The sequence below is a fragment of the Clostridium frigidicarnis genome, from assembly GCF_900111985.1.
Lineage (GTDB): Bacteria > Bacillota > Clostridia > Clostridiales > Clostridiaceae > Clostridium_Z > Clostridium_Z frigidicarnis.
The window spans coordinates 168,307-191,217 of record NZ_FOKI01000005.1; the positions used below are offsets into that span (position 1 = coordinate 168,307).

19 protein-coding genes are annotated in these 22,911 nt (G+C 30.3%); all 19 read right to left on the reverse strand.

All coding sequences use genetic code 11. From position 1 onward, the window contains the following. Positions 1 to 68 precede the first annotated feature (68 nt). The 19 genes from BM119_RS04605 to rseP all read right to left on the reverse strand — a co-directional run bounded on the left by BM119_RS04605 (position 69) and on the right by rseP (position 22,899). On the reverse strand, positions 69 to 2,393 hold the full coding sequence (locus BM119_RS04605) for an FtsK/SpoIIIE family DNA translocase (RefSeq protein WP_242948317.1): 2,325 nt from the start codon (positions 2,391 to 2,393) through the stop codon (positions 69 to 71). Between the two features lie 91 nt (positions 2,394 to 2,484). After that, entirely contained in the window at positions 2,485 to 3,192 is a 708-nt protein-coding gene (locus BM119_RS04610) for a ClpP family protease (protein WP_090039309.1), read from the reverse strand. A 51-nt stretch (positions 3,193 to 3,243) separates the two neighbouring features. After that, positions 3,244 to 4,440 carry an aspartate kinase gene (gene dapG, locus BM119_RS04615; RefSeq protein WP_090039311.1) on the reverse strand — a complete coding sequence of 399 codons (1,197 nt, stop codon included), beginning with the start codon at positions 4,438 to 4,440 and terminating at the stop codon, positions 3,244 to 3,246. 20 nt (positions 4,441 to 4,460) lie between these two features. Then, positions 4,461 to 4,736 (reverse strand): YlmC/YmxH family sporulation protein, encoded by a 276-nt coding sequence (locus BM119_RS04620; protein WP_177199308.1) that lies wholly within the window; start codon positions 4,734 to 4,736, stop codon positions 4,461 to 4,463. Positions 4,737 to 4,807: 71 nt separating this feature from the next. Further along, positions 4,808 to 6,061, reverse strand: a complete 1,254-nt coding sequence (locus BM119_RS04625) for a M16 family metallopeptidase (protein ID WP_090039363.1) — start codon at positions 6,059 to 6,061, stop codon at positions 4,808 to 4,810. Positions 6,062 to 6,119: 58 nt separating this feature from the next. Beyond that, positions 6,120 to 8,234 carry a polyribonucleotide nucleotidyltransferase gene (locus BM119_RS04630; RefSeq protein ID WP_090039313.1) on the reverse strand — a complete coding sequence of 705 codons (2,115 nt, stop codon included), beginning with the start codon at positions 8,232 to 8,234 and terminating at the stop codon, positions 6,120 to 6,122. 107 nt (positions 8,235 to 8,341) lie between these two features. Further along, on the reverse strand, positions 8,342 to 8,605 hold the full coding sequence (gene rpsO / locus BM119_RS04635) for a 30S ribosomal protein S15 (protein WP_090039364.1): 264 nt from the start codon (positions 8,603 to 8,605) through the stop codon (positions 8,342 to 8,344). A 130-nt stretch (positions 8,606 to 8,735) separates the two neighbouring features. Continuing rightward, positions 8,736 to 9,662, reverse strand: coding sequence for a bifunctional riboflavin kinase/FAD synthetase (locus BM119_RS04640; protein ID WP_090039315.1), 927 nt, complete (start codon positions 9,660 to 9,662; stop codon positions 8,736 to 8,738). An 11-nt stretch (positions 9,663 to 9,673) separates the two neighbouring features. Beyond that, complete coding sequence (gene truB / locus BM119_RS04645) at positions 9,674 to 10,552, reverse strand: tRNA pseudouridine(55) synthase TruB (RefSeq protein ID WP_090039317.1); 879 nt, start codon at positions 10,550 to 10,552, stop codon at positions 9,674 to 9,676. A 3-nt stretch (positions 10,553 to 10,555) separates the two neighbouring features. Then, positions 10,556 to 11,515, reverse strand: a complete 960-nt coding sequence (locus tag BM119_RS04650) for a DHH family phosphoesterase (RefSeq protein WP_090039319.1) — start codon at positions 11,513 to 11,515, stop codon at positions 10,556 to 10,558. 2 nt (positions 11,516 to 11,517) lie between these two features. Continuing rightward, positions 11,518 to 11,868 carry a 30S ribosome-binding factor RbfA gene (gene rbfA, locus BM119_RS04655; protein ID WP_090039321.1) on the reverse strand — a complete coding sequence of 117 codons (351 nt, stop codon included), beginning with the start codon at positions 11,866 to 11,868 and terminating at the stop codon, positions 11,518 to 11,520. Positions 11,869 to 11,893: 25 nt separating this feature from the next. After that, the gene (gene infB / locus BM119_RS04660) at positions 11,894 to 13,966 is read right to left on the reverse strand and encodes a translation initiation factor IF-2 (protein WP_090039323.1); all 2,073 of its coding nucleotides are present in this window, start codon (positions 13,964 to 13,966) and stop codon (positions 11,894 to 11,896) included. A 132-nt stretch (positions 13,967 to 14,098) separates the two neighbouring features. Beyond that, positions 14,099 to 14,404, reverse strand: coding sequence for a ribosomal L7Ae/L30e/S12e/Gadd45 family protein (locus tag BM119_RS04665; protein ID WP_090039325.1), 306 nt, complete (start codon positions 14,402 to 14,404; stop codon positions 14,099 to 14,101). Continuing rightward, a complete protein-coding gene (gene rnpM, locus BM119_RS04670; RefSeq protein ID WP_090039328.1) occupies positions 14,397 to 14,663 on the reverse strand; it encodes an RNase P modulator RnpM in 267 nt (88 codons plus the stop codon). Before rnpM ends, BM119_RS04665 begins: the two co-directional genes overlap by 8 nt. 23 nt (positions 14,664 to 14,686) lie before the next feature. Continuing rightward, positions 14,687 to 15,730 carry a transcription termination factor NusA gene (nusA, locus tag BM119_RS04675; protein ID WP_090039330.1) on the reverse strand — a complete coding sequence of 348 codons (1,044 nt, stop codon included), beginning with the start codon at positions 15,728 to 15,730 and terminating at the stop codon, positions 14,687 to 14,689. A 30-nt stretch (positions 15,731 to 15,760) separates the two neighbouring features. Further along, the gene (rimP, locus tag BM119_RS04680; protein ID WP_090039332.1) at positions 15,761 to 16,222 is read right to left on the reverse strand and encodes a ribosome maturation factor RimP; all 462 of its coding nucleotides are present in this window, start codon (positions 16,220 to 16,222) and stop codon (positions 15,761 to 15,763) included. 226 nt (positions 16,223 to 16,448) lie between these two features. Continuing rightward, the gene (locus BM119_RS04685) at positions 16,449 to 20,783 is read right to left on the reverse strand and encodes a PolC-type DNA polymerase III (RefSeq protein ID WP_090039334.1); all 4,335 of its coding nucleotides are present in this window, start codon (positions 20,781 to 20,783) and stop codon (positions 16,449 to 16,451) included. A 41-nt stretch (positions 20,784 to 20,824) separates the two neighbouring features. Next, positions 20,825 to 21,874 carry a flavodoxin-dependent (E)-4-hydroxy-3-methylbut-2-enyl-diphosphate synthase gene (ispG, locus tag BM119_RS04690; protein ID WP_090039336.1) on the reverse strand — a complete coding sequence of 350 codons (1,050 nt, stop codon included), beginning with the start codon at positions 21,872 to 21,874 and terminating at the stop codon, positions 20,825 to 20,827. 11 nt (positions 21,875 to 21,885) lie between these two features. Further along, complete coding sequence (gene rseP, locus BM119_RS04695; RefSeq protein WP_090039339.1) at positions 21,886 to 22,899, reverse strand: RIP metalloprotease RseP; 1,014 nt, start codon at positions 22,897 to 22,899, stop codon at positions 21,886 to 21,888. Between the last annotated feature and the right edge of the window lie 12 nt (positions 22,900 to 22,911).

Here is a 22,911-nt window from a genome sequence, read left to right on the forward strand (position 1 = left end):
TTCTTCCTCCTACGTCTAAAAAATATACACATTAATTTTATATCTCTTTCTTAATTAAAACAAGTATTTTAATTATAATTTTCATTTATTTCATCTTTAGATATTAGTACTTGCCTTGGTTTACTACCATCTCTAGGAGAAATTATTTGCATCTCCTCTAACTCTTCCATTATTCTTGCAGCTCTATTAAACCCTATTCTAAGTCTTCTTTGAAGTAATGATGTAGAGGCTTGCCCAGACTCTACGACTACCTTAACTGCTTCGTCAATCAAAGCGTCTCCCCCTTCACTGTCATTTCCTTTTGCAGTTGACATAGATTCATTATTTATATGTTCAATAATTTCTTCCTCATATTGACACTGATCTTGTTGTACTTTTATAAAATCAACAACCTTCTCTACTTCTTCTTCTGATATAAATGCCCCTTGGATTCTAACTGGTTTTGATTGCCCTACTGGATAGAACAACATGTCACCTTTACCTAAGAGTTTTTCTGCTCCTGCAGAATCTATTATTGTTCTAGAATCCACCTGAGATGACACTGCAAAGGATATTCTTGATGGTATGTTTGCTTTTATTACTCCTGTTATTACATCTACCGATGGCCTTTGAGTAGCTATAACAAGATGCATGCCAGCTGCTCTTGCCATTTGAGCAAGTCTAGCTATATACTCTTCTACATCGCGAGGACACACCATCATAAGGTCTGCAAGTTCATCTACTACTATAACTATCCAAGGTAACTTTTCATCTATTTTCCCCTTTTCGTACAAATCATTAAATCCTTCTACATTTCTAACCCCATTATCTGCAAATAACTTATATCTTCTTGTCATTTCATTTACAGCCCAATTTAAAGCAGCTGCAGCTTTTTTAGGATCTGTAACAACAGGGATTAAAAGATGGGGTATTCCATTGTACACATTTAATTCAACAACTTTAGGGTCAATCATTAATAATTTTACTTCTTCTGGTGAATACTTATATAAGATACTTATAACTAAGGTATTTATGCATACACTTTTACCTGAACCTGTAGCCCCTGCAATTAACAAATGAGGCATTTTAGTAAGATCTGCAACAACACATTTTCCGCCAATATCTTTTCCAAGAGAAAAAGCTAAGTTTTTTTTAGTATTTTCAAATTCTTCACTTTGAATTACTTCTCTTAGAAATACCGGTGTTAATTCTTTATTAGGAACTTCTATACCCACTGCTGACTTACCCGGAATAGGAGCTTCTATTCTAACCCCTCTAGCTGCAAGACTAAGCGCTATATCATCTGATAAGTTTACTATTTTACTAACTTTAACTCCTGCACTCGGCTGTAGTTCAAATCTAGTAACAGATGGTCCTTTTATAACTTGTAATACTTTGGCTTCAACACCAAAACAATTCAATGTTTCCTCTAGTTTGGAAGCATTAGTTAATAGCTCTTTTTTGTCTTCTTTGTTCATTTGAGCCATTGTATTTTCATTCAAAAATTCTAAACTTGGCATTTTATATTCAATTTCATCAAAATTATTAGTCACTAATTTAGAATTAAGTTCATGACTTATTTCTTCCTTTATAGATTCTTCAATATTTCCTTTTTTCTTATTGGATCTTTTACTCTCATTATTTGAATTATTACCGTCAATAATCATTTCTGGACTTTCTTCTTTTTTATCCAAAGCTTCCTCATCTAGAATGCTTGAGTTTTTCATAAAATCCAATATTTTTATTTTATTATTTACACCATTTAAAAAATCTTCTTTTTGCAAATTATTATTTTCTGCTTCTATAACAGGTTTGACGTCACCCTTATTTTTTCCGAGCCCTGATTTTCTTTCTCCAATATTGGAATTAACTTTGCTTTTAAAGTTACTTCCTATATCATACAGTGAAAAATCAAATACTATTATCAGTGCTACTATATATACTGCAATATAAAGTACATAAGATGCTGCTACTCCTAATAATTTATATATTGGATAACTTATAATCATTCCTAAAATTCCACCATGAAATGTTTCTTGTCCCTTTACCAATATACTTAATCCTCTTGAAAATCCATCATAAAAATATAAATCATTATTAATTAACTGTATAAATGCAAGTGTATTTATAAGAATTCCAACCATAAAATAAAATCTATTATCAATAATGTTGCTTAATTTTTTCTTAGTAATAAGGGCAAATCCATAAAAAATCAAGTAAAATGGAATTAAATATCCACCAATTCCTATTAAAGCAATTAGTACTCCCCTTATAAAAACTATTAAAGACCCTCCACTACTATGAAACATAGCAATAGAAAATATTATTCCTAATGCTATAGCAAAAATGCCTCTTATTTCATTGTTTTCAATTAATGAATTAGATGAAGGTTTTTTTTTCTTTTTCTTTACCACAATCTTCACCTCACCCTTAATTATTTCTACATGTTGAAATAATATCCTTTTTTATTTGTGACAAAATTAAACCATAGGTTAAGCCTATGGTTTAATTTTGATTTATATCTTCTATAAATTCATTGAGCTTATTTAAAGCTTCTTTTACTCCACCAACTTCATCTATAAGACCTTCTTTTACAGCATCTTCTCCAATAAGTATTGTTCCTGTATCATTCATTAATTCATCAGTTTGCATCATAAGATTTTTTAGTCTATTTCTATTTATTTTTGAAGTTCTCACTATAAATTCATCTATTCTTTCTTGCATTTTATTAAAATATGCAAAAGTTTGAGGTGCACCAACCACAAGTCCATTCATCCTTATAGGATGTACAATCATGGTAGCAGATGGAGATATAAATGAATATCTAGCAGCTGTAGCAAGAGGAACTCCTATTGAGTGGCCACCACCAATAACTAACGATACCGTAGGTTTGCTTAAACTTCTTATCATCTCTGAAATAGCAAGCCCAGCTTCTATATCTCCCCCAACAGTATTTAACATAATTAAAATACCTTTTACCCTTTTACTTTGTTCCATAGCTACAAGTTGAGGTATTATATGCTCATACTTTGTAGTTTTACTTTGAGGTGGCAATACTATATGCCCTTCTATTTGTCCTATAATAGGCAAAATTTGTATTTTATCACTATCATTATCCACCAAATTAGTTGTTCCTAATTCTTTTATTGACTTTAACTCCTGATTTTCTTTATTATTCTCTTCATCTCTTTCTCTATTTGAATCATTACACATAATTACCCCTCCTATATAAACTTAGTTTGTTCATATAGTAAGAGTATTATACTATGGCATAAAACTTTTATGAATAACATTTATAGCTTTCTCTATAGAATCACTATATATTAAACACCATATTGTTGTATGAGAATCTGCAGTTTGTAAAACCTCTATATTTTCATCTTTTAAAGACTTTAAGATTTTAGCCATAACTCCTGGTATACCCTTCATTCTGGATCCAATTATAGATAACTTACTACAATTACTTATACTCTCATAAATTATATTTAACTTTTTCATTATGTCATCAACCTGTTTAAAGTCTTTATTATCTATTGTGAAGACTTGTTGCCTAGGAAATATATTTATAAGATCTAAACTCACATGATTTTCTGCTAATATATCAAGTAACTTATCGACATTTTCATTGTCCTTATTATTTTGTCTTAATATATTTATTTGAACTCTATTTCCCATATGAGTTATTCCTGTAAGAATTGAATTTGATTTTTCATCTCCTATACTATTTATAAGAGTTCCCTTAGATTCTGACATGGTGTTCTTTATAACTAAAGGAATATTTCCCCTCATTGCTACTTCTACAGCTCTTGGGTGTATTACCTTGGCTCCTTGATCTGCAAATTGGAACACCTCGTTATAGCTAATTGTGTCTATTAAATTCGCACTCTTAACTATTCTAGGATCTGCCGTCATTATACCATCAACATCAGTATATATCTGTATTTCTTTAGCCTTAAGAGCAACACCTAACACTGCAGCTGTGAAATCACTAGCACCTCTTCCTAAAGTTGTAAAGCACCCTTTATCTGTACATCCTTGGAACCCAGTTACTACCGGTACAATTCCATCTCTTAGTATTTTAGTTATATTGTCAGTCTTTACCTCTAATATTTCTGCATCACCAAAATTTTCATTTGTAATTATACCAGCCTGACCTCCTGTTAAAGGTAGTGCTTTTATATTAGAATCAAAAAGCTCATTGCTCATAATTACAGAACTTATGATTTCTCCACAGCTTAGTAATAAGTCTGCAGATTGCAGATTAGTATTTTTAAATTCATTGTCTATTAAAGATAACAACGTATCCGTTGCATAAGGTTCACCCTTTCTTCCCATAGCCGATACAACAACTACAGGCATAAACCCATCTTCAATAGCTTTTTTAACTTTTTCTACTACCCTAGTTCTTCTTTCCTTAGTTGATACAGATGTTCCTCCAAATTTTTGAATCAGTACTTTCATTTTTCATCCCCCTTGAATGTTTAAAGTTTATTTCTTTTCATTAAATTATCCTCTATATCTACTATTATAGTTCTTACCCCAATCTTTTTGACATATTCCCAAGGTATTTCTAAAAATTCACTATTATTAAAAAAGCTAAACTTACTTTGATTATTATTTATAATAAGCAACTTGAAATTTCCCTCATCATCTATAACAAGATCATTGTTGCTTAAATAATTGTACTTTTCTCCATCGTTAATATTTATTATCTCAAACCTTTCTAATTCACTAAAATATCTTGTATTTTCCTCCATTATAATCCTCCTAATACTATGCTTATATTTCAATATATGATACATAAACATACTATTATTACAAAGGATTTTTATATAATCGAATTCAGTTTTTCTAAGTTTAGATTTTTACCCACTAATGAACAATTGTATATTCCCTTATTAAATGTTTCATTCATTATATTCGTTAAACTATCCTTATTTATACAATCTATTTTATGTATTATATCGTCAGGAGTGTATATTTTATTTAAAAACATTATAGAACGTCCATTGGCAAACATTTTACTGCTTGTGCTTTCTAATCCTAAAATATAATTTCCTTTTATTTGTTCTTTAGCTATTGATAAATCAAATTCATTAACTCCATTCTTACAAAAATCCTCTACTTCTTTTTTTATAACATTTATTGTATCGTAAACATATTTAGGTGATACACCTGTGTATATATTTAATACACCTGTGTTAATATAGGAAGAACTATATGAATATATACTATAACAGAGTCCTAATTCTTCTCTTACCTTTTGAAATAGACGTGAAGATACAGTACCACCAAAGACATTATTTATAAGAAGTAATGAGTATACATCATCATGCCCTATAGGAATTCCCTTTAATCCCAAGCAAAGATGAACCTGTTCAATAGGCTTTTCTCTATATTCAACTTGCTTTAATATAGGGGGTGCAGAATAAATAACCAGTTGCTTATTATCACACTTCCAGTTTGAAAAATATTTTTCTATTAGTTGCTCTATATTATATTGTTTAACATTTCCACAAATTGATATCACAGTTTTATCTGGTGTATAATGATTTTTTATGTACTCTTTAATCATATCTTGATTAAAAGATTTTACTGTGTCCTCTGTTCCTAATACTGGGTAAGATATTGAATCTTCTCCCCAAACACAGTGACTATGTAAATCAGATAAAACTTCTTCTGGTGAATCCTCACCCATATTTATTTCTTCTATTACAACACTTTTTTCTTTTTCTATTTCTTCCTCACTAAATATACTATTGAACATCATATCTGATAGTACATCTAACGCTAAATCTAAATGACTATTTAATGCCTTTATATAATAGCATGTTGCCTCTTTACCAGTAAAGGCATTCAATTGCCCTCCAACATTCTCAATAACTTCTGCTAATTCCTTAGCAGTTCTATTGTCAGTTCCTTTAAAAAACATATGTTCTATAAAATGTGATATACCATTATTATATTTACTTTCATTTCTTGACCCATTTTCTACCCATAATCCAACACTTACTGAATTAATATAATCTATATTTTCTACCACAACTCTTAACCCATTATTTAGCTTAAATACATTGTACATAAATATAAATTCCTCCATAATATAAAAAAATAAAAAGGCATTGCTATGCCCTTCTATTTTAGTTGTTATCCTCTTTTGTTTCAGCTTCATCATCTTTTATGGCATCTTTTCTAGATAAGTTAATTCTCCCTTGAGAATCTACTTCTGTAACCTTAACTAAAATTTCATCCCCTACTGATACAATATCCTCTACTTTGTTAACTCTGTTAACATCAAGTTTAGATATATGAACTAATCCTTCTTTACCAGGAAGTATCTCAACAAAAGCACCAAAAGTTGCTATCTTAATTACTTTTCCTAGGTATATTTCTCCTGCTTTAACTTCTCTAGTTAAATCATCTATAATTTTAATTGCTTGCTTTCCACTTGCAGAATCTACTGCTGTTACAAACACTTTTCCATCTTCTTTTATATCAATTTTAACTCCAGTTTCAGCTATTATTTTATTAATAGTCTTTCCACCCACACCTATTACATCTCTTATCTTATCTGGTTCTATAATTATAGTAAAAGTCTTAGGTGCATATAAAGAAACTTCTTCTCTAGTAGTTGGTATACATTGTTTCATTTTTTCAAGTAAGAATAATCTAGCATCTCTAGCTTTTTCTATACTGATTTTAACACTGTTATTAGATAATCCTTTTAACTTTGTATCAACCTGTATAGCTGTTATTCCCTTTTCAGTTCCTGCAACCTTAAAGTCCATATCTCCAAAGAAATCCTCTATACCTTGTATATCTGTTAAAATTTCCTCTTGTGATAAATCTTCACTTGTAACAAGTCCCATGGCTATTCCAGCTGCTGGTCTCTTTATTGGAACCCCTGCATCAAGTAATGCTAACGTACTTCCACAAACACTTGCCTGAGATGTTGACCCATTTGAACTTAATACTTCTGACACAAGTCTTATTGTATATGGAAATTCCTCTTCTGATGGTATTAGTGGTTCTAAAGCTTTCTCTGCTAATGCTCCATGACCAATTTCACGTCTTCCAGGACCTCTTAACGGTCTAACCTCTCCAACACTATAAGCTGGGAAATTATAATGATGCATATATCGCTTAGATACTTCTTCACCTATTCCATCTATAATTTGAACATCCCCAATAGCACCTAAAGTTGCAACAGTCATAACCTGAGTTAATCCTCTAGTAAATAGTCCTGTTCCATGAGTTCTAGGAAGTAATGAAACTTCACAGCTTATAGGTCTTATTTGATTGAACTCTCTACCATCTGGACGTCTTTTTTCTTTTAAAATCATATTTCTTACTGTTTCTTTTTGAATTTTATATACAACATCTGATATATCTGACGAATCATCTGGATACTTTTCGTTAAAGTTCTCTTTTATCTTCTCTTTAACATTATCCATTGCTTCATTTCTAACATCTTTATCTATTATATACATAGCTTCTTTTATCATATCGAAAGCAAAATCTCTAACTTCTTTTTCTAATTCTTCGCTTACTGCATGAACTTCGAATTTAGCTTTTTTCTTTCCAAATTTCTCAATAGCTTCATATTGGAAATCAACTAACTTCTGACATTCTTTAAATGCAAACATTATAGCCTCATACATTGTATCCTCAGCTATTTCATCTCCATTTGCTTCAATCATCATAATTTTTTCTCTTGTTGCACAAACAGTTAATGCCATAGAGCTTTTTGCTCTTTGTTCTGTAGTTGGATTTAATATAAACTCTCCATCTATTAATCCTACTGAAACTGTTCCTACTGGATCTACAAAAGGAATACTTGATATACTTAATGCCATTGATGCAGCATTAATAGCTAATATTTCAGGAAGGTTGTCGTTTTCTACTGACACAACAGTACAAACAACTTGAACATCATTTCTATATCCTTTAGGGAATAACGGTCTTAAAGGTCTATCTATAGCTCTTCCATTTAATATGGCCTTTTCTGAAGGTCTACCCTCTCTTTTTATAAAACCTCCTGGTATTTTACCAACGGAATATAGTCTTTCTTCATATTCAACGCTTAATGGGAAAAAATCTATACCATCTCTTGGCTTTTCAGAAGAATTTACGTTAACTAATATAACAGTATCGCCATAGCTCATCATTATTGCTGCATTAGAAAGCATACCTACTTTTCCGTATTCTACTTTTATAGGTCTACCTGCAACTACAGTTTCAAGTGTATGATGCATAACACGACCTCCTCTCGAATTTTATTAATAATATGTTAGTATTAACATATTTTTCTTAATTATTAATTTCTTAAAATAATAGAGCGGAAAAATCCGCTCTAAGTAAATTATCTTCTTAATCCTAATTTTTCAATTATAGATCTGTATCTTTCTATATCTTGCTTTGTTAGGTAGTTTAGAAGACCTCTTCTTTGTCCTATCATTTTGAATAATCCTCTTCTTGAGTGATGATCTTTCTTGTGAGTTCTTAAATGGTCTGTCAAATAGTTTATTCTTTCTGTTAATAAAGCTATTTGCACTTCTGGAGAACCTGTATCTCCTTCATGTCTTGCATATGTGTCCATTATCTCTTGTTTTCTTGCTTTATCCATCATTGTATAAAACACCTCCAAAATATTATCCCCTAAGTCCAAGAATTAAGTTGGCATTCTTAAAACTTAGATATAGGTTCTTCAACGGTTATTATATCAAACTAAATATGCATTGTAAATTATTTTTTTATTATTTTATACATATTTCTTTACTTCTAGCGTAAGCCTCATCTATTTTCAATTGACTTATTAACTCCTCTAAAGACGAAAACTTTATTTCATCTCTAAATTTATTTATAAAATATACTTCTATGGTTTCTCCATATATTTCTTCATCAAAATCTAATATAAACGTTTCTATAGTTAATTGTTGTCCATTTACAGTAGGATTATACCCTATATTGGTAATTCCTTTAAAAATTCTCTTATTATATTTTACATTTGTGTAATATATACCTTGTTTAGGGACCACTGAATTTTTATTGTAATTTAGATTTGCTGTAGGAAATCCCAATGTCCTCCCCAACTTTTTACCATTTATAATTACACCCTTCATTAAAAATGGTTCCATTAGATACTTGTTTGATATATCTACATGACCATTCCTTATAAGATATCTTATTAATGAACTGCTTATTACATCATTTCCATCCATTAGAGCATCTATAATTATAAGCTCAAAGTCAAATTTACAACTTAATTTTTGTAGTAATTCTGTATCTCCCAAATTCTTATATCCAAATCTATAGTTGAATCCTACAACTATTCCCTTGACATTAAATGTTTTAACCAAATTTTCAATAAATTCCTCAGAGGTCATTTTCATAAATTTTTCATCAAAATCTATAAATGCCGCATAATCTATTCCTAGCTTTTCAAGCAATCTAACCTTTGTTTCATTGTTTATTATAAGCTTTGGAGCCTTTTCCTTATTTATAGTAGTCAAAGGATGATTTTTAAAAGTATATACCATACTTTTGCATTTTTTTTCTTTTGCTTTTTCATTAATTTTATCAATTAATGCTCTATGTCCTATATGTAGACCATCAAAACTCCCCAATGCAATATATATTCCTTCTTTAAAATCATTAGCTAAAACTTTTTCAACTATAACCATGTTAACTACCCCTATAACAATAACTTTATTATTTTAAATCCTTTGGGTAACTTTTGTCCAAGACCCAAGAATTTATTTTCTTCCTCATTATAAACCTTATATATTTTATTTTCTCTTATATTTTCATTATAAACCCTTTTATCCATAATGCTAACCCCATTAATCAACAATTTAGAAAAATTATTGTTTACACTAATAGAATCATAGCTTTTAAGTGCATCCTCCATTGAAATTAAATTCTCTGAAAAATTATCACATGTTAAATTTTCTAGTTTTATAGAATTTTCTATGTTAAATGTACCGGATGCCTCTCTTTCTAGTTTGGTCATATATGCACCGCATCCTAATTCTTCACCTATATCATAGCAAATACTTCTAATATATGTGCCTTTAGAACATTTTACTCTAAAATTAACAAAAGGAATATCTATATTTAATATTTCCATTTCATATATTGTTACAGGTCTTCCTTTTCTCTCAACCTCTATGCCTTTTCTAGCTAAGTCATATAATCTTTGTCCATTGACTTTTAGAGCAGAATACATAGGGGGGATTTGATCATATTGCTTTTTAAAAGAGCTCATAACTTCTATTATTTTTTTTTCAGTTAAATTAGAATAACTTTTACTTTCTAATATTTTACCTTCTCTATCATATGTATCTGTTATTTCTCCTAATTTCAGTTGAGCCTTATATACTTTATTGCCTTCCATAATATAATCAACAAGTTTTGTACCTTTTCCTATACATATTGGCAATACTCCTTTAGCTAACGGATCTAATGTTCCTGTATGCCCAACCTTTGAAGTATTAGCTACTTTTTTAATAACTCTAACTACATCAAATGATGTAATCCCTTCTGGTTTATATACATTAATTATTCCATTCATTGTTTATCTAAACCCCACCTTATTTATGGCTTCTACAATTTTATTTTTAGCTTCATTTAACTTAACATCTGCTATAGCACATCCTGAAGCTTTAATATGCCCACCACCATTAAATTGTTCCGCTATATTTCTAACATCAAAGTAATTTTTTGCTCTTAAGCTAACTTTAATTTTTTCTTCTGTCTCTTTTAGTAGAACCACAACTTCGACTGTATTTATTTGAGAAGCTAATGAAAGTACATCTGAAGTGTCTTCACCTTCTAAATTTAACTCCTTTAACATATCCATTGTTAATGTCATAATACATAATTTATCGTCATTTAAAAATTCTAAATTATTTATAACCTTACCATATAACTGTATTTTATTTTTAGATTTATTCTCAAATAATTCTCTTCTGATATTTGTAAAATCTATCCCAGTAGAAATTAACTCACCTGCAATTTCATGAGTAGTTTTACTTGTACCTGAATGTTTAAAACAACCTGTATCTGTTAACAGCGATGTATACAAACAACTTGCTATATCTTTATCTATATCTATATTCATATTTTTTATCAATTTATAAATTATTTCCGCCGTTGCTGCTGCACTTGTATCAACATAATTTATATCCCCAAATTTATCATTTGATAAATGATGATCTATATTTATAACAAAATATTTTTTATTTTCAAAATCAAAATCTCCTGAAAGCCTTTCAACGTTTCCACAATCAACTGTTATAAGACATTCTGTTTCATCTTTAACTTCTACAACTTCACCTTTTATGTCATTTTCAAAATTTAAATAAGCAAAATCCTTGCCTATAGTATCCTTAGAAACTATATATGGATTTTTTCCGTATTTTTTTAATGCCCTAAGAAGTGCTAACGCACTCCCTAGAGCATCTCCATCTGGTGAAGTGTGGTAAGTTATAGCTATATTTTTAAACTTGTTTATCGCTTTTACCACATTTTCCATATTTACTTATTCTCCTTTATTTTATTAATTAAAGACTCTATATGCATTCCATGTTCTATGGAATTATCTAGTTCTATAATTAATTCAGGCACATGTCTTAATTTAACTCTACTACCTAATTGTTTTCTTATGAATCCTTTAGAGCTTTTTAATATGTCAAGACAAGTTTCCTTCTCTTCTTCACTTCCAAAGATACTTACATATACTTTTGCATATTTTAAATCTTTGGTTACTTCAACTTGAGTTATGCTTATCATTGCTGTAAGTCTAGGATCCTTAACTTCACATCTTATGATTTGGCTTAACTCTTTTTTTACTTCTTCATTTATTCTTCCACTTCTATAATTAGCCAAAAGAATCTCTCCTTTTTAAAGCTTTTTAAAGCTCTTTTCGTTCAACTTCTTCCATAATGAAAGCTTCTACTATGTCGCCTTCTCTAAGATCGTTGAATTTTTCAATGCTTAATCCACACTCATATCCTGAGTTTACTTCTTTAGCATCATCTTTAAATCTCTTTAATGATGCAAGAGTTGATTCAAATATAACTATACCGTCTCTTACTACTCTTACACTACTGTTTCTTGTTACTTTTCCATTTAATACATAACATCCAGCAATTGTTCCAACGTTAGATATTTTATATATTTGTCTAACTTCTACACTACCAAGAACAACTTCTTTTAAGTCTGGATCTAGAAGACCTATCATAGCTGATTTAACATCTTCAATTGCATCATATATTATTCTGTAAGATTTTAAATCAACACCTTCTCTGTCTGCTACAACTGTTGCATTAGAATCAGGTCTAACATTAAATCCTATAACTATTGCATTAGATGCAGTTGCTAATGTTACATCTGTTTCTGTTATAGCTCCTACTCCGCCATGTATAACTCTAACCTTTATATCATCAGTTGATAATTTTTCAAGAGATGCTTTTATAGCTTCAACAGAACCTTGAACATCTGCTTTAACTATTATTGCAAGTTCTTTAACCTTACCTTCTTGAATTTGGCTGTATAGGTCTTCAAGAGATACTCTATTTGAACTTCTAAAGTGATCTTCTTTTATTTTATCTTTTCTTGTGTCAGCCATGTTTCTTGCTGTTTTCTCATCCTTAACAACATTGAATCTATCTCCAGCTGCTGGAACATCAGATAATCCTAATATTTCTACTGGTATAGATGGACCTGCTGATTTGATTCTATTTCCTTTATCATCTAACATAGCTCTTATTCTACCATATGTAGATCCTACTAATATAGAGTCTCCAACATTTAATGTTCCGTTTTGAACTAGTAAAGATGCAACTGGACCTCTACCTTTGTCAAGTTTAGCTTCTATAACAGTACCTTTAGCTTTTCTATTAGGATTAGCTATTAATTCTTCTATTTCAGCTGTTAATGCAATCATTTCAAGAAGAGTATCTATTCCTTCTTTGCTTCTTGCTGATACTGGAACACATATTGTTGATCCACCCCAATCTTCAGCTACTAAACCAAATTCAGTTAATTCTTGTTTAACTCTATCTGGGTTTGCACCCTCTTTATCCATTTTATTTATTGCAACTATCATTGGAACATTAGCTGCCTTACAGTGATTAATCGCTTCTTTAGTTTGAGGCATTATTCCATCATCTGCTGCTACAACTAATATAACTATATCTGTAACTTGAGCTCCACGTGCTCTCATAGCTGTGAAAGCTTCATGTCCTGGAGTATCTAAGAAAGTAACCTTTTCTCCCTTTACATCTACAGTATAAGCTCCAATATGTTGAGTTATACCACCTGCTTCTGTTGAAGTTACTTGAGCCTTTCTTATTGCATCAAGTAAAGAAGTTTTACCATGGTCAACGTGTCCCATAACTGTAACTATAGGAGGTCTCTTCTCATAGTTTTCTTCATCAACCAATTCTTCTTCATCTGATTCAAGTTTAACAGATTCTTCTTCATCTGGTTTTACTAATACAGCATTAAACTTTTCTCCAACCTTTTCTGCAGTTGCAAAATCTATTTCTTGATTTAAGTTTGCCATAACTCCAGCAAATATTAAAGCTTTAATAACTTCAGCTTGAGGTTGATTTAACTTCTCAACAAAATCTTTTACTAATATTGTTTCGCCCATTTCTATTTCTATAGGTTCTTCTTCTAAAGTTTCATCTTTTTGCTTATTTACAGTTTCTTTATTCTGATTCTTTTTAACTTTTTTAATCTTAACAGAATTAACCTCTTCGCAGATCATCTCTTCATATTCTTCTACGATGCCTTTTTTGTCACCTTCATTTTTCTTGTTTTCGATTACTAATTCTTTTATTAACTCCGCATCTTCTTCTTCAATTACGCTCATATGGTTTTTTACTTCTATACTGAATTCATCCATTAGAAGATTTATAAGGTCCTTACTTGAAACCTCTAATTCTTTTGCTAATTCATATACTCTTATTTTTGACATAATCTATTCACCCCCGGTAAATTTTATACGATGACCATAAGTTATAAAATAATTTTATTAACTTATATGTCCCTTAATCAAGCTTAAATTTATAATAATTAATTTTTTTATTATTATTTAGCTTGTTACGACCTATAGGCTTTTACTTAATTGCAGTAGTTTTTCAGCCATATTCTCATCTTTTACACAAATGATTTTAATTTCTGATTTCCCTATTGCATAGCCTAATTCTTCTTTATCCAGTCCATCTATAACTGGTATATTATTATTATCACAAAATCTCAAAAATTTTTCCCTGGAATTTTCTGCAAGATCTTTAGACATTATAAATAACTTAGGTATACTTCTTTTTATATACTCTTCACACTTATTATATCCATCGACTAAATTTCCAGATTTTTTAGTGAGACCTAGAAAACTAAAGAAACGTTTATCCATTTTTTATCTCATCCTTTAAAGAAGCATATATATCTTCGTCTATAGTAGTTTGAAGATTTCTATTTAATCTTTTTGTTTTAAATGCTTTCTCTAAACATTCTTCGCTTTTGCATATATAAGCCCCTCTTCCTGGCTTTTTACCTGTCAAATCTACAGAGACTATTCCTTCTGGGCTTCTAACTATTCTTATGAGTTCTTTTTTGGATTTCATCTCCATACATCCGTTACACATTCTTTGAGGTATTTTTCTAACCTTCATTAAACTTCACCTCTCTAAGGGAATTATTCTTCGACTTGAGACTTACTTTTTATATCTATTTTCCATCCAGTAAGCTTAGCCGCTAATCTAGCATTTTGACCTTCTTTACCTATAGCTAAAGATAATTGATTATTATCTACTATTACTCTAGCAGATTTATTTTCTTCATCTACAGTTACATCTAGCACTTTTGCTGGACTTAATGCATTTGCAATATACTCTTCTGGTAACTTGCTCCATTTTATTATATCAATCTTTTCATTTCTAAGTTCATTAACTATGTTTTGAACTCTTGATCCCTTTGGTCCAACACATGCTCCCATAGGGTCTATAGTTTCATCATTTGAATGAACTGATATCTTAGTTCTTGATCCAGCTTCTCTTGCAATACTATCAACTTCAACTATTCCCTCATATATTTCTGGAACTTCTAGCTCAAATAATCTCTTAACAAGACCTGGATGAGTTCTTGACACTATAACTTGAGCTCCTTTAGTTGTATTTTTAACCTCAACTATGTATAACTTAAGTTTATCATTAAAAGTGTATTCTTCTCCTGGTATTTGCTCATTTGGTCCCAGTGAAGCCTCTATTTTTCCAAGATCAATATATACATTGTTTTTATCTTTTCTGCTTATAATACCTGTTATTATATCATACTCTTTTTCTATAAACTCATTATATATTATATTTCTTTCAGCTTCCTTTATTCTTTGCACTACTACTTGTTTTGCAAGTTGTGCTGCAACTCTTCCAAAGTTTCTTGGAGTAACTTCTATTTCAACTATGTCGTTTAATTCATATCTTGGGCTTATTTTCTTTGCATCTTCTTCACTAATTTCTATAACATCGTCGTAAACTTCTTCTACAACTTCTTTTTGAGAAAATACTTTTATATCCCCAGTTTCTCTACACATACTTACTCTAACGTTTTGAGCTGCACTTTTAGAATAATTTTTCTTATATGCAGCTATAAGTGCATCCTCTAATGTAAGAAATATTAACTCTTCGCTTATTCCTTTTTCCTTAACTATTTCTCTCAATGCACCTATAAATTCCTCGTTCATTTTTGTTAACCTCCTTCTAAATCTCCCCTATTAAAATGCTTCTATATTTATAGACTTTATACTATCTCTATCAATATTTATCTCAGTATTATCTTCTAATTGTAGATTTACATGCATATCATCAAAAGATTTTAATATACCTTTATAAGTTTTCTTACTATTAAGGCTCTTATTTAGTTTAACTAATACTGTTTTTTCAATACTATTAGCTAAATGTTTTGATGTGTGTAAAAATCTATTTATTCCTGGTGATGAAATTTCCAAATAATATGCCTCTGTTATAGGATCTTTCTCGTCTAAAACATCACTTAAAGCTCTACTTGTTTTTTCACAATCACTAAGGCCTATACCTTCTTCTTTTTCTATATATACTCTTAAATAATAATCCCTATCTTCCTTTACATATTCTAAATGATAAAGTTCATATCCAAGTTCTTCTACAACAGGTTTTATTAACCCTTCTAATGAAGTTGATAATTCTTCTTTTTTCATCTTTATCCCTCCTTAAATATAGTGTTACACATTTAGAAGTAATTATATATAAATAGATTTAAATTTATAAGATAATTAACGAAAAACGCAACTTCTATTTAAGTTGCGTTTCTAACAAATAGAAAGAGCGGGTTTTAAGACCCACTCTTTTGTATGCCTCGTTTATTAGTATGTTACATATGTATTTTAACATACTAACTCCTATATTACAAGAGAATTTCAAAAATTAAAATAAGCTAAGCTGGTTAGTCTCAGACATTCCATTTAAGCATCCATGATTACTTAATGTCTCTATTACTGTTTTCGTTGCTCTTGCCCTAAGTCTTAAATCTTCTTTAGATATAAATTCTCCATTCTCTCTAACTTCCTCTATACTTTTAGCTGCGTTTACCCCAACTCCTTGCAAAGCACTTAGTGGAGGCCTTATTCCATCTTTTTCTATTAAAAATTTTGTTGCATTTGATTTATAAAGATCCACCTTTAAAAACTTTATTCCTCTTTTATACATCTCATAGGAAATTTCAAGAACTGTAAGTAATCCTTTATCTTTTTGTGTAATATCATTTCCCATAGCACTTATTTCTTCCATTTTTTGTTTCACAATTTCCTCGCCTTTTACTATTAAATCTGCATCAAAATCATCAGCTCTTACAGTAAAATACGTTGCATAATATGCTTCTGGATAATACACCTTGAAATAAGCTATTCTTACAGCCATCATAACGTAAGCAACAGCATGACCTTTAGGGAACATGTATTTTATTCTTCTACATGATTCTATGTACCAATCCGGCACATCATTTTCCTTCATTACTGCCACATCTTCATCCTTAAGTCCTTTACCTTTTCTTACTTTTTCCATTATTGTAAAGGCGGTTTTTGGTGGTACGCCCTTATATATCAAATAAACCATTATATCATCTCTAGTTGCAATACAATCTTTTAGTGTTGTATATCCCTCTTTTATAAAGTACTGAGCATTGTTAAGCCATACGTCAGTTCCATGTGATAATCCCGATATTCTAACAAGATCTGAAAAAGTTTTAGGTTGAGTATCTACAAGCATTTGCCTAACAAATTTAGTACCAAATTCAGGCAATCCATAAGTACCTACTTCACAATTTAGTTCTTCCCTGGTAACCCCTAATGCATCAGGTTTAATAAATAGACTTAATACCTTATCATCATTTAATGGTATTGTTTTAGGATCTAATCCTGTCAAGTCCTGGAGCATTCTTAACACTGTGGGATCATCATGCCCTAGTATATCTAATTTTAAAAGTCTACCACTTATAGAGTGATAATCAAAATGTGTAGTTACAATATCTGTAGTATTATCATCTGCTGGATGCTGTATTGGACAAAAATTAAATATTTCATTATCTCTAGGTACAACCATTATTCCCCCTGGATGTTGTCCTGTAGTTCTTTTTATTCCCGTACAACCTAGAGTAAGTCTTTCTATTTCAGCTTGAGGAACTATTTTTCCTCTTTCATCTAAGTATTTTTTTACAAATCCATATGCAGTTTTCTCTGCCACAGTACCAATTGTTCCTGCTTTAAATACAAATCCTTTTCCGAATAAAACTTCTGTATATTTATGAACAACGGCTTGATATTCTCCTGAAAAATTAAGATCTATATCTGGCTCTTTATCCCCTTCAAATCCTAAGAAAGTTTCAAATGGTATATCATGACCATCTCTTTTATAATCCTCTCCGCAATTAGGACATTGTTTACTTGGAAGATCTGCACCTGAGCTTACAGAACCATCTAATATAAATTCACTAGTTTTGCATTTTTCACAAACATAGTGTGGTGGCAATCCATTAACTTCTGTTATATCAGTCATAGTTGCAACTAATGAAGATCCAACTGATCCTCTTGATCCAACTAAATATCCATCCTCAAGTGATTTTGCTACTAGTTTGTGTGCTATAAGATAAAGTACCGCATATCCATTGTTTATAATAGAATTAAGTTCCTTATCTACTCTCTTTTGAACAACCTCTGGAAGAGGATCTCCATACATTGAATAAGCTTTTGCCATTGTCATATCTCTTATATCCTCTTCAGCTCCATCAATTTTTGGTGGAAATGTCTCATCGGGTATAGGCTTTACTGGCTCCATCATATCTGCAATCGCGTTGGTATTTGTTATTACTACCTCTTTTGCTATATCTTCCCCTAAATAAGAAAATTCTTTAAGCATTTCATTTGTTGTTCTTAAATATAATGGTGGCTGATTATCTGCATCACTAAACCCCTGTCCAGCCATTATAATTCTTCTAAAAATTTCATCTCTCTCTTCTAAAAAATGAACATCACATGTTGCTACAACCTTTTTATCATACTTTCTTCCTAATTCATATATTCTTTTATTAATATTTTGTAATTCCTTTGTATCCTTAACCTTTTGTTCTCTAACTAAAAACATATTATTATCTATAGGCTGAATTTCTAAATAATCATAGAATTCAACTATCTTTTCAATGTCTTCGTCCTCTACATTTTCTAAAATAGCTTTATACAACTCTCCACTTTCACATGCAGACCCAATTATAAGTCCTTCCCTATATTTTTCAATAAGAGTTTTAGGGAATCGTGGTTTTTTAAAAAAATTATCCAGGTGAGCTTCCGATATTAATTTATATAGATTTTTAATACCTGTTTGATTTTTAGCTAAAATAATAATATGATATAAAGGCAATTTTTTCACATCAATATTTCTCAGGAAATATTCATTTAGAGTAGTCAAATCATGAATATCTTTATCATCCTTAAGTATATTGAAAGAATGAAGTAGAATACCTGCAGTAGCCTCAGCATCATCCACTGCTCTATGATGATTTTCTAATGATATTCCTAAATATTTAGCTATTGTATTTAATTTAAATCTCTTTAGCTCCGGATATAAAAACCTAGCAAGAGGTAACGTATCCATAACTGAATTATTAAATTCTAAATTTAAATCTTTACAATTTTTTCTTATAAATGATGTATCAAAAGCTGCATTATGTGCAACCACTACACTATCACCTGTAAAATCCAAAAACTCTTTAAGTACAATATCAATAGTTTCTTCATTTTCAACCATTGAATCTGTAATACTAGTAAGCTCAACAATCTTAGCTGGTATAGGTCTTTGTGGATTTACAAACTTACTAAATCTATCTATTATCTTTCCTTCTTGTATTTTAACGGCACCTATTTCTATAATATTATCATTTTGATTAGAAAATCCCGTTGTCTCTATATCAAAAACCACATAAGTATCATCTAATTTTTGTCCTTTATCCTTTAATACTATAGGTGTTCCATTATTAGCTAGATACCCTTCCACTCCATATATAATATTTATTCCATGCTTTTTACCTGCATCCATAGCCTCTGGATATGCCTGAACAACTCCATGATCTGTTATTGCTATAGCTTTATGACCCCATTTAGCTGCTCTTTCTATTAGTTTTGAAGCTGGTGTTACCGCATCCATACTGCTCATGGTAGTATGCAAATGAAGCTCTACTCTCTTTTCATCACTTATATCCATCTTTTCAATTTTTTCTACTTTAACTATATTTCTAGCTTTTATAGTTATTTCTCTAGAATACATGTCATAAGAGCATTCCCCTTTAACCTTAACCCTTGTTCCCTTTTTTATATTATTTATAAGTTCATCTAAATCCTTTTTAGGGAAAAATTTAACCGTTATTGAACTCTTATAATCAGTTATACTAAACGAAAATATAACTGTTCCATTCTTAGTTTCTATTACATCTGTTTTAAATATATCACCACATATAGTAGCTATTCCTGAAGAATCATCTAATGTACTAATATCTAAAACTTCATCAGTTATTTGTCTATTTCCATATAGAATATTTTCATCTTTAGGCTTAGAATCATCTTTTTCTCTAATATATTGAGACTTATTTCCACCCTTGTTAAATTTATTTTCTTCTCTATTAGATTTTAAATTGCTTGTTTTCGGCGTAGGATTATTTTTTATATTGTCTATAACTTGTTTAACTAACTCATTATTTTCCTTTAGTTTTTCTTGTGCATAATCTTCACATTTTAAACTTTCCTCATACTTAACCAATGTTTTACAAGACACTCCGAACATATCTTGTATATTTTCGCTTAATATTTTATCAAGGTTTTTATTTTTTAACATCTTGCACATAAAGTCATTGCCATATTTTATTATTATTTTATTTTCATCTACTTCTCTTATGCCCTTAGTTAACACTTCTTTAGCTATAGGTAATTTTTCAACTATTGTACTTATTGATTCCATCCAATACTTTTTACATATATCCTCAATAGACACGTTCTTTAATTCCTTAAAATATACAATATCTAAATTAGTAAATTTCCCTATATTTTTCTCTACGCTACCTCTTATTGCCTTATCCAAAGTTTCTTCTACTTCAATTTTACATTTAAGAACAATTCTTAAGGTATCACTATTCTTAAAGTATTGTATTCTATTTACCTTAATATTTTCTTTTAAGGAATCGTTGCTTTTTATTATTGGTGCTAATATATCTATACTCACAAAAATTCCTCCTATACAACTAAAAATATGTAGGCAACTGCCTACATATTTTCTATTTCTTTCATAAGTTCTTCTACCAACTTATCTTCTTTTACTTTTTTTATTATAACGCCTTTTTTGAAAATTAGCCCTTCTCCTTTTCCACCTGCAATACCAATGTCAGCCTCCTTAGCTTCCCCTGGTCCATTTACAACGCATCCCATAACTGCAACCTTTATATTTTTATTACAAGAGGCTAATTTTTTTTCTACTTCAGTTGCTATTCCTATTAAATCTATTTCAGTTCTTCCACAAGTAGGACAAGATACAAAATCTATTCCACCTTTTAAATATCCACAAGATTTTAAAATTTCTTTTCCGACTTTAATTTCTTCTAATGGATCACCCGTTAAAGATATTCTTATTGTATCACCTATTCCTTGACAAAGTAAAGTTCCAATTCCTACACTTGACTTTATAGTTCCTCTCCAAACTGTACCCGATTCTGTAACACCTAAATGAAGAGGATACTTAGTTTTAATAGATGCTAACTTATAACTTTCTACCATAGTCATTACATCTGATGACTTTATTGAAATAACTATATCATCAAAATCAAATTGGTTTAGTATTTCTACATTTCTTAATGCGCTTTCCACTAAAGCTTCTGGTGTAGGTTTACCATATTTTGATAATATATCTTTTTCTAACGATCCACTATTAACTCCAATTCTTATAGGTATTCTTCTTTCTTTTGCAGCTTTTGCCACTGCCTCTATTCTATCTCTACTACCTATGTTTCCTGGATTTATTCTTAAGGCTGATACTCCATTTTTTATGGATTCTAATGCTAACCTATAATCAAAGTGTATATCTGCCACCAATGGTATATTTATTTGCTTCACTATGTTTTTTATCGCATCAGCTGCTTCCATGTCTGGAACTGCACATCTTATTATGTCACATCCCATACTCTCTAAATCTTTTATTTGACTTACCGTAGAAATTACATCTCTTGTATCTGTATTTGTCATAGATTGCACACTAACTGGTGCATCTCCCCCTAAATATATGTTACCTATTTTTACTTTTTTAGTTTCTGCTCTTTTCATAAATTTCACCCCTATAATTTTATAGGAAACAATATATCTTTAATTGTAACCAAAAACATTAAAAGAAGTAATATTGAAAATCCTATATAATTTAATGTTCCAACTATTTTATCATTAACCTTTTTTCCTGAAATAAGTTCTATTAATAATAATAGTGTCCATCCACCGTCTAAAGCTGGGAAGGGGATAAGATTAAATATAGCAAGTTGAATACTTATATATGCAACTAATGTTAACAAAGTAACTATTCCAGCCTTAGCAGCTGCACCTGATATTCTAATCATAGATACCGGTCCTCCAACATCAGTTTTAAAGGACGCTTTTCCTGTTACCAAAGTTTTTAGTGCAGTAAATGTCTGTTTTATAATTGATTTTGTTTCTTCTAATCCATATACTATACTTTGACCAAATGATGGTTTATTAATCCTAGCAGGCTCTATACCTATCATATATCTATTTTCTTCCGCATTTAGTTCTGGAGTAAGTTTTATTTCTTTAACTGAATCATTTCTCTTTACTTCCAGTTTTAATGTTGAATCCTTAGATGTATATATTTCAGTGGATAAATCTTCCCACGTACTTACCTTTTTATCATTTATTTTAGTTATTTTATCTCCTGATAGTATTTTAGCAGTTTCTGCTGGACTATCAGGTATAGTTGCTTTTATTTCTGTTGTTGAATATCCATAACTCAATGCAATTATTGTGTATATAATAATCGGAAGTATTAAATTCATTATAGGCCCTGCTAAAATTATACTTATTCTTTGTAGTGGGCTTTTCTTTGAAAAACTTCCCTCATCATTTGCTTCTTCACTTTCACCATGCATTTTTACGTATCCACCAATAGGAAGAATTCTTATTGTATACTGAGTTTTCCCACCATTTATAGCAAAAAGTTTTGGACCCATGCCTATAGAGAATTCTTCTACTGTTACACCATTTACCTTAGCCATTATAAAATGACCTAGCTCATGTATTATTATAAGAACCCCCAATGCTAACAACGCTATTACAAAATACAATTTATAACACCC

Coding starts and splice junctions, on each gene's coding strand:
- nusA (WP_090039330.1), bottom strand. CDS start 15,730: ATGAACGAGGAATTTATAGGTGCATTGAGAGAAATAGTTAAGGAAAAA.
- infB (WP_090039323.1), bottom strand. CDS start 13,966: ATGTCAAAAATAAGAGTATATGAATTAGCAAAAGAATTAGAGGTTTCA.
- rpsO (WP_090039364.1), bottom strand. CDS start 8,605: ATGGATAAAGCAAGAAAACAAGAGATAATGGACACATATGCAAGACAT.
- BM119_RS04650 (WP_090039319.1), bottom strand. CDS start 11,515: ATGGAAAATGTGGTAAAAGCGATAAACAAGTTTAAAAATATAGCTATA.
- dapG (WP_090039311.1), bottom strand. CDS start 4,440: ATGAAAGTACTGATTCAAAAATTTGGAGGAACATCTGTATCAACTAAG.
- BM119_RS04665 (WP_090039325.1), bottom strand. CDS start 14,404: ATGGATAAACGTTTCTTTAGTTTTCTAGGTCTCACTAAAAAATCTGGA.
- rimP (WP_090039332.1), bottom strand. CDS start 16,222: ATGAAAAAAGAAGAATTATCAACTTCATTAGAAGGGTTAATAAAACCT.
- BM119_RS04625 (WP_090039363.1), bottom strand. CDS start 6,061: ATGTACAATGTATTTAAGCTAAATAATGGGTTAAGAGTTGTGGTAGAA.
- BM119_RS04630 (WP_090039313.1), bottom strand. CDS start 8,234: ATGCATCATACACTTGAAACTGTAGTTGCAGGTAGACCTATAAAAGTA.
- truB (WP_090039317.1), bottom strand. CDS start 10,552: ATGAATGGAATAATTAATGTATATAAACCAGAAGGGATTACATCATTT.
- BM119_RS04640 (WP_090039315.1), bottom strand. CDS start 9,662: ATGGTTATAGTTGAAAAAGTTTTAGCTAATGATTTTAAAGAAGGAATA.
- ispG (WP_090039336.1), bottom strand. CDS start 21,874: ATGAAAAGAGCAGAAACTAAAAAAGTAAAAATAGGTAACATATATTTA.
- BM119_RS04610 (WP_090039309.1), bottom strand. CDS start 3,192: ATGTGTAATGATTCAAATAGAGAAAGAGATGAAGAGAATAATAAAGAA.
- BM119_RS04620 (WP_177199308.1), bottom strand. CDS start 4,736: ATGGAGGAAAATACAAGATATTTTAGTGAATTAGAAAGGTTTGAGATA.
- rnpM (WP_090039328.1), bottom strand. CDS start 14,663: ATGAAGGTTAGAAAAATACCTCAAAGAATGTGTAACGGATGTATGGAG.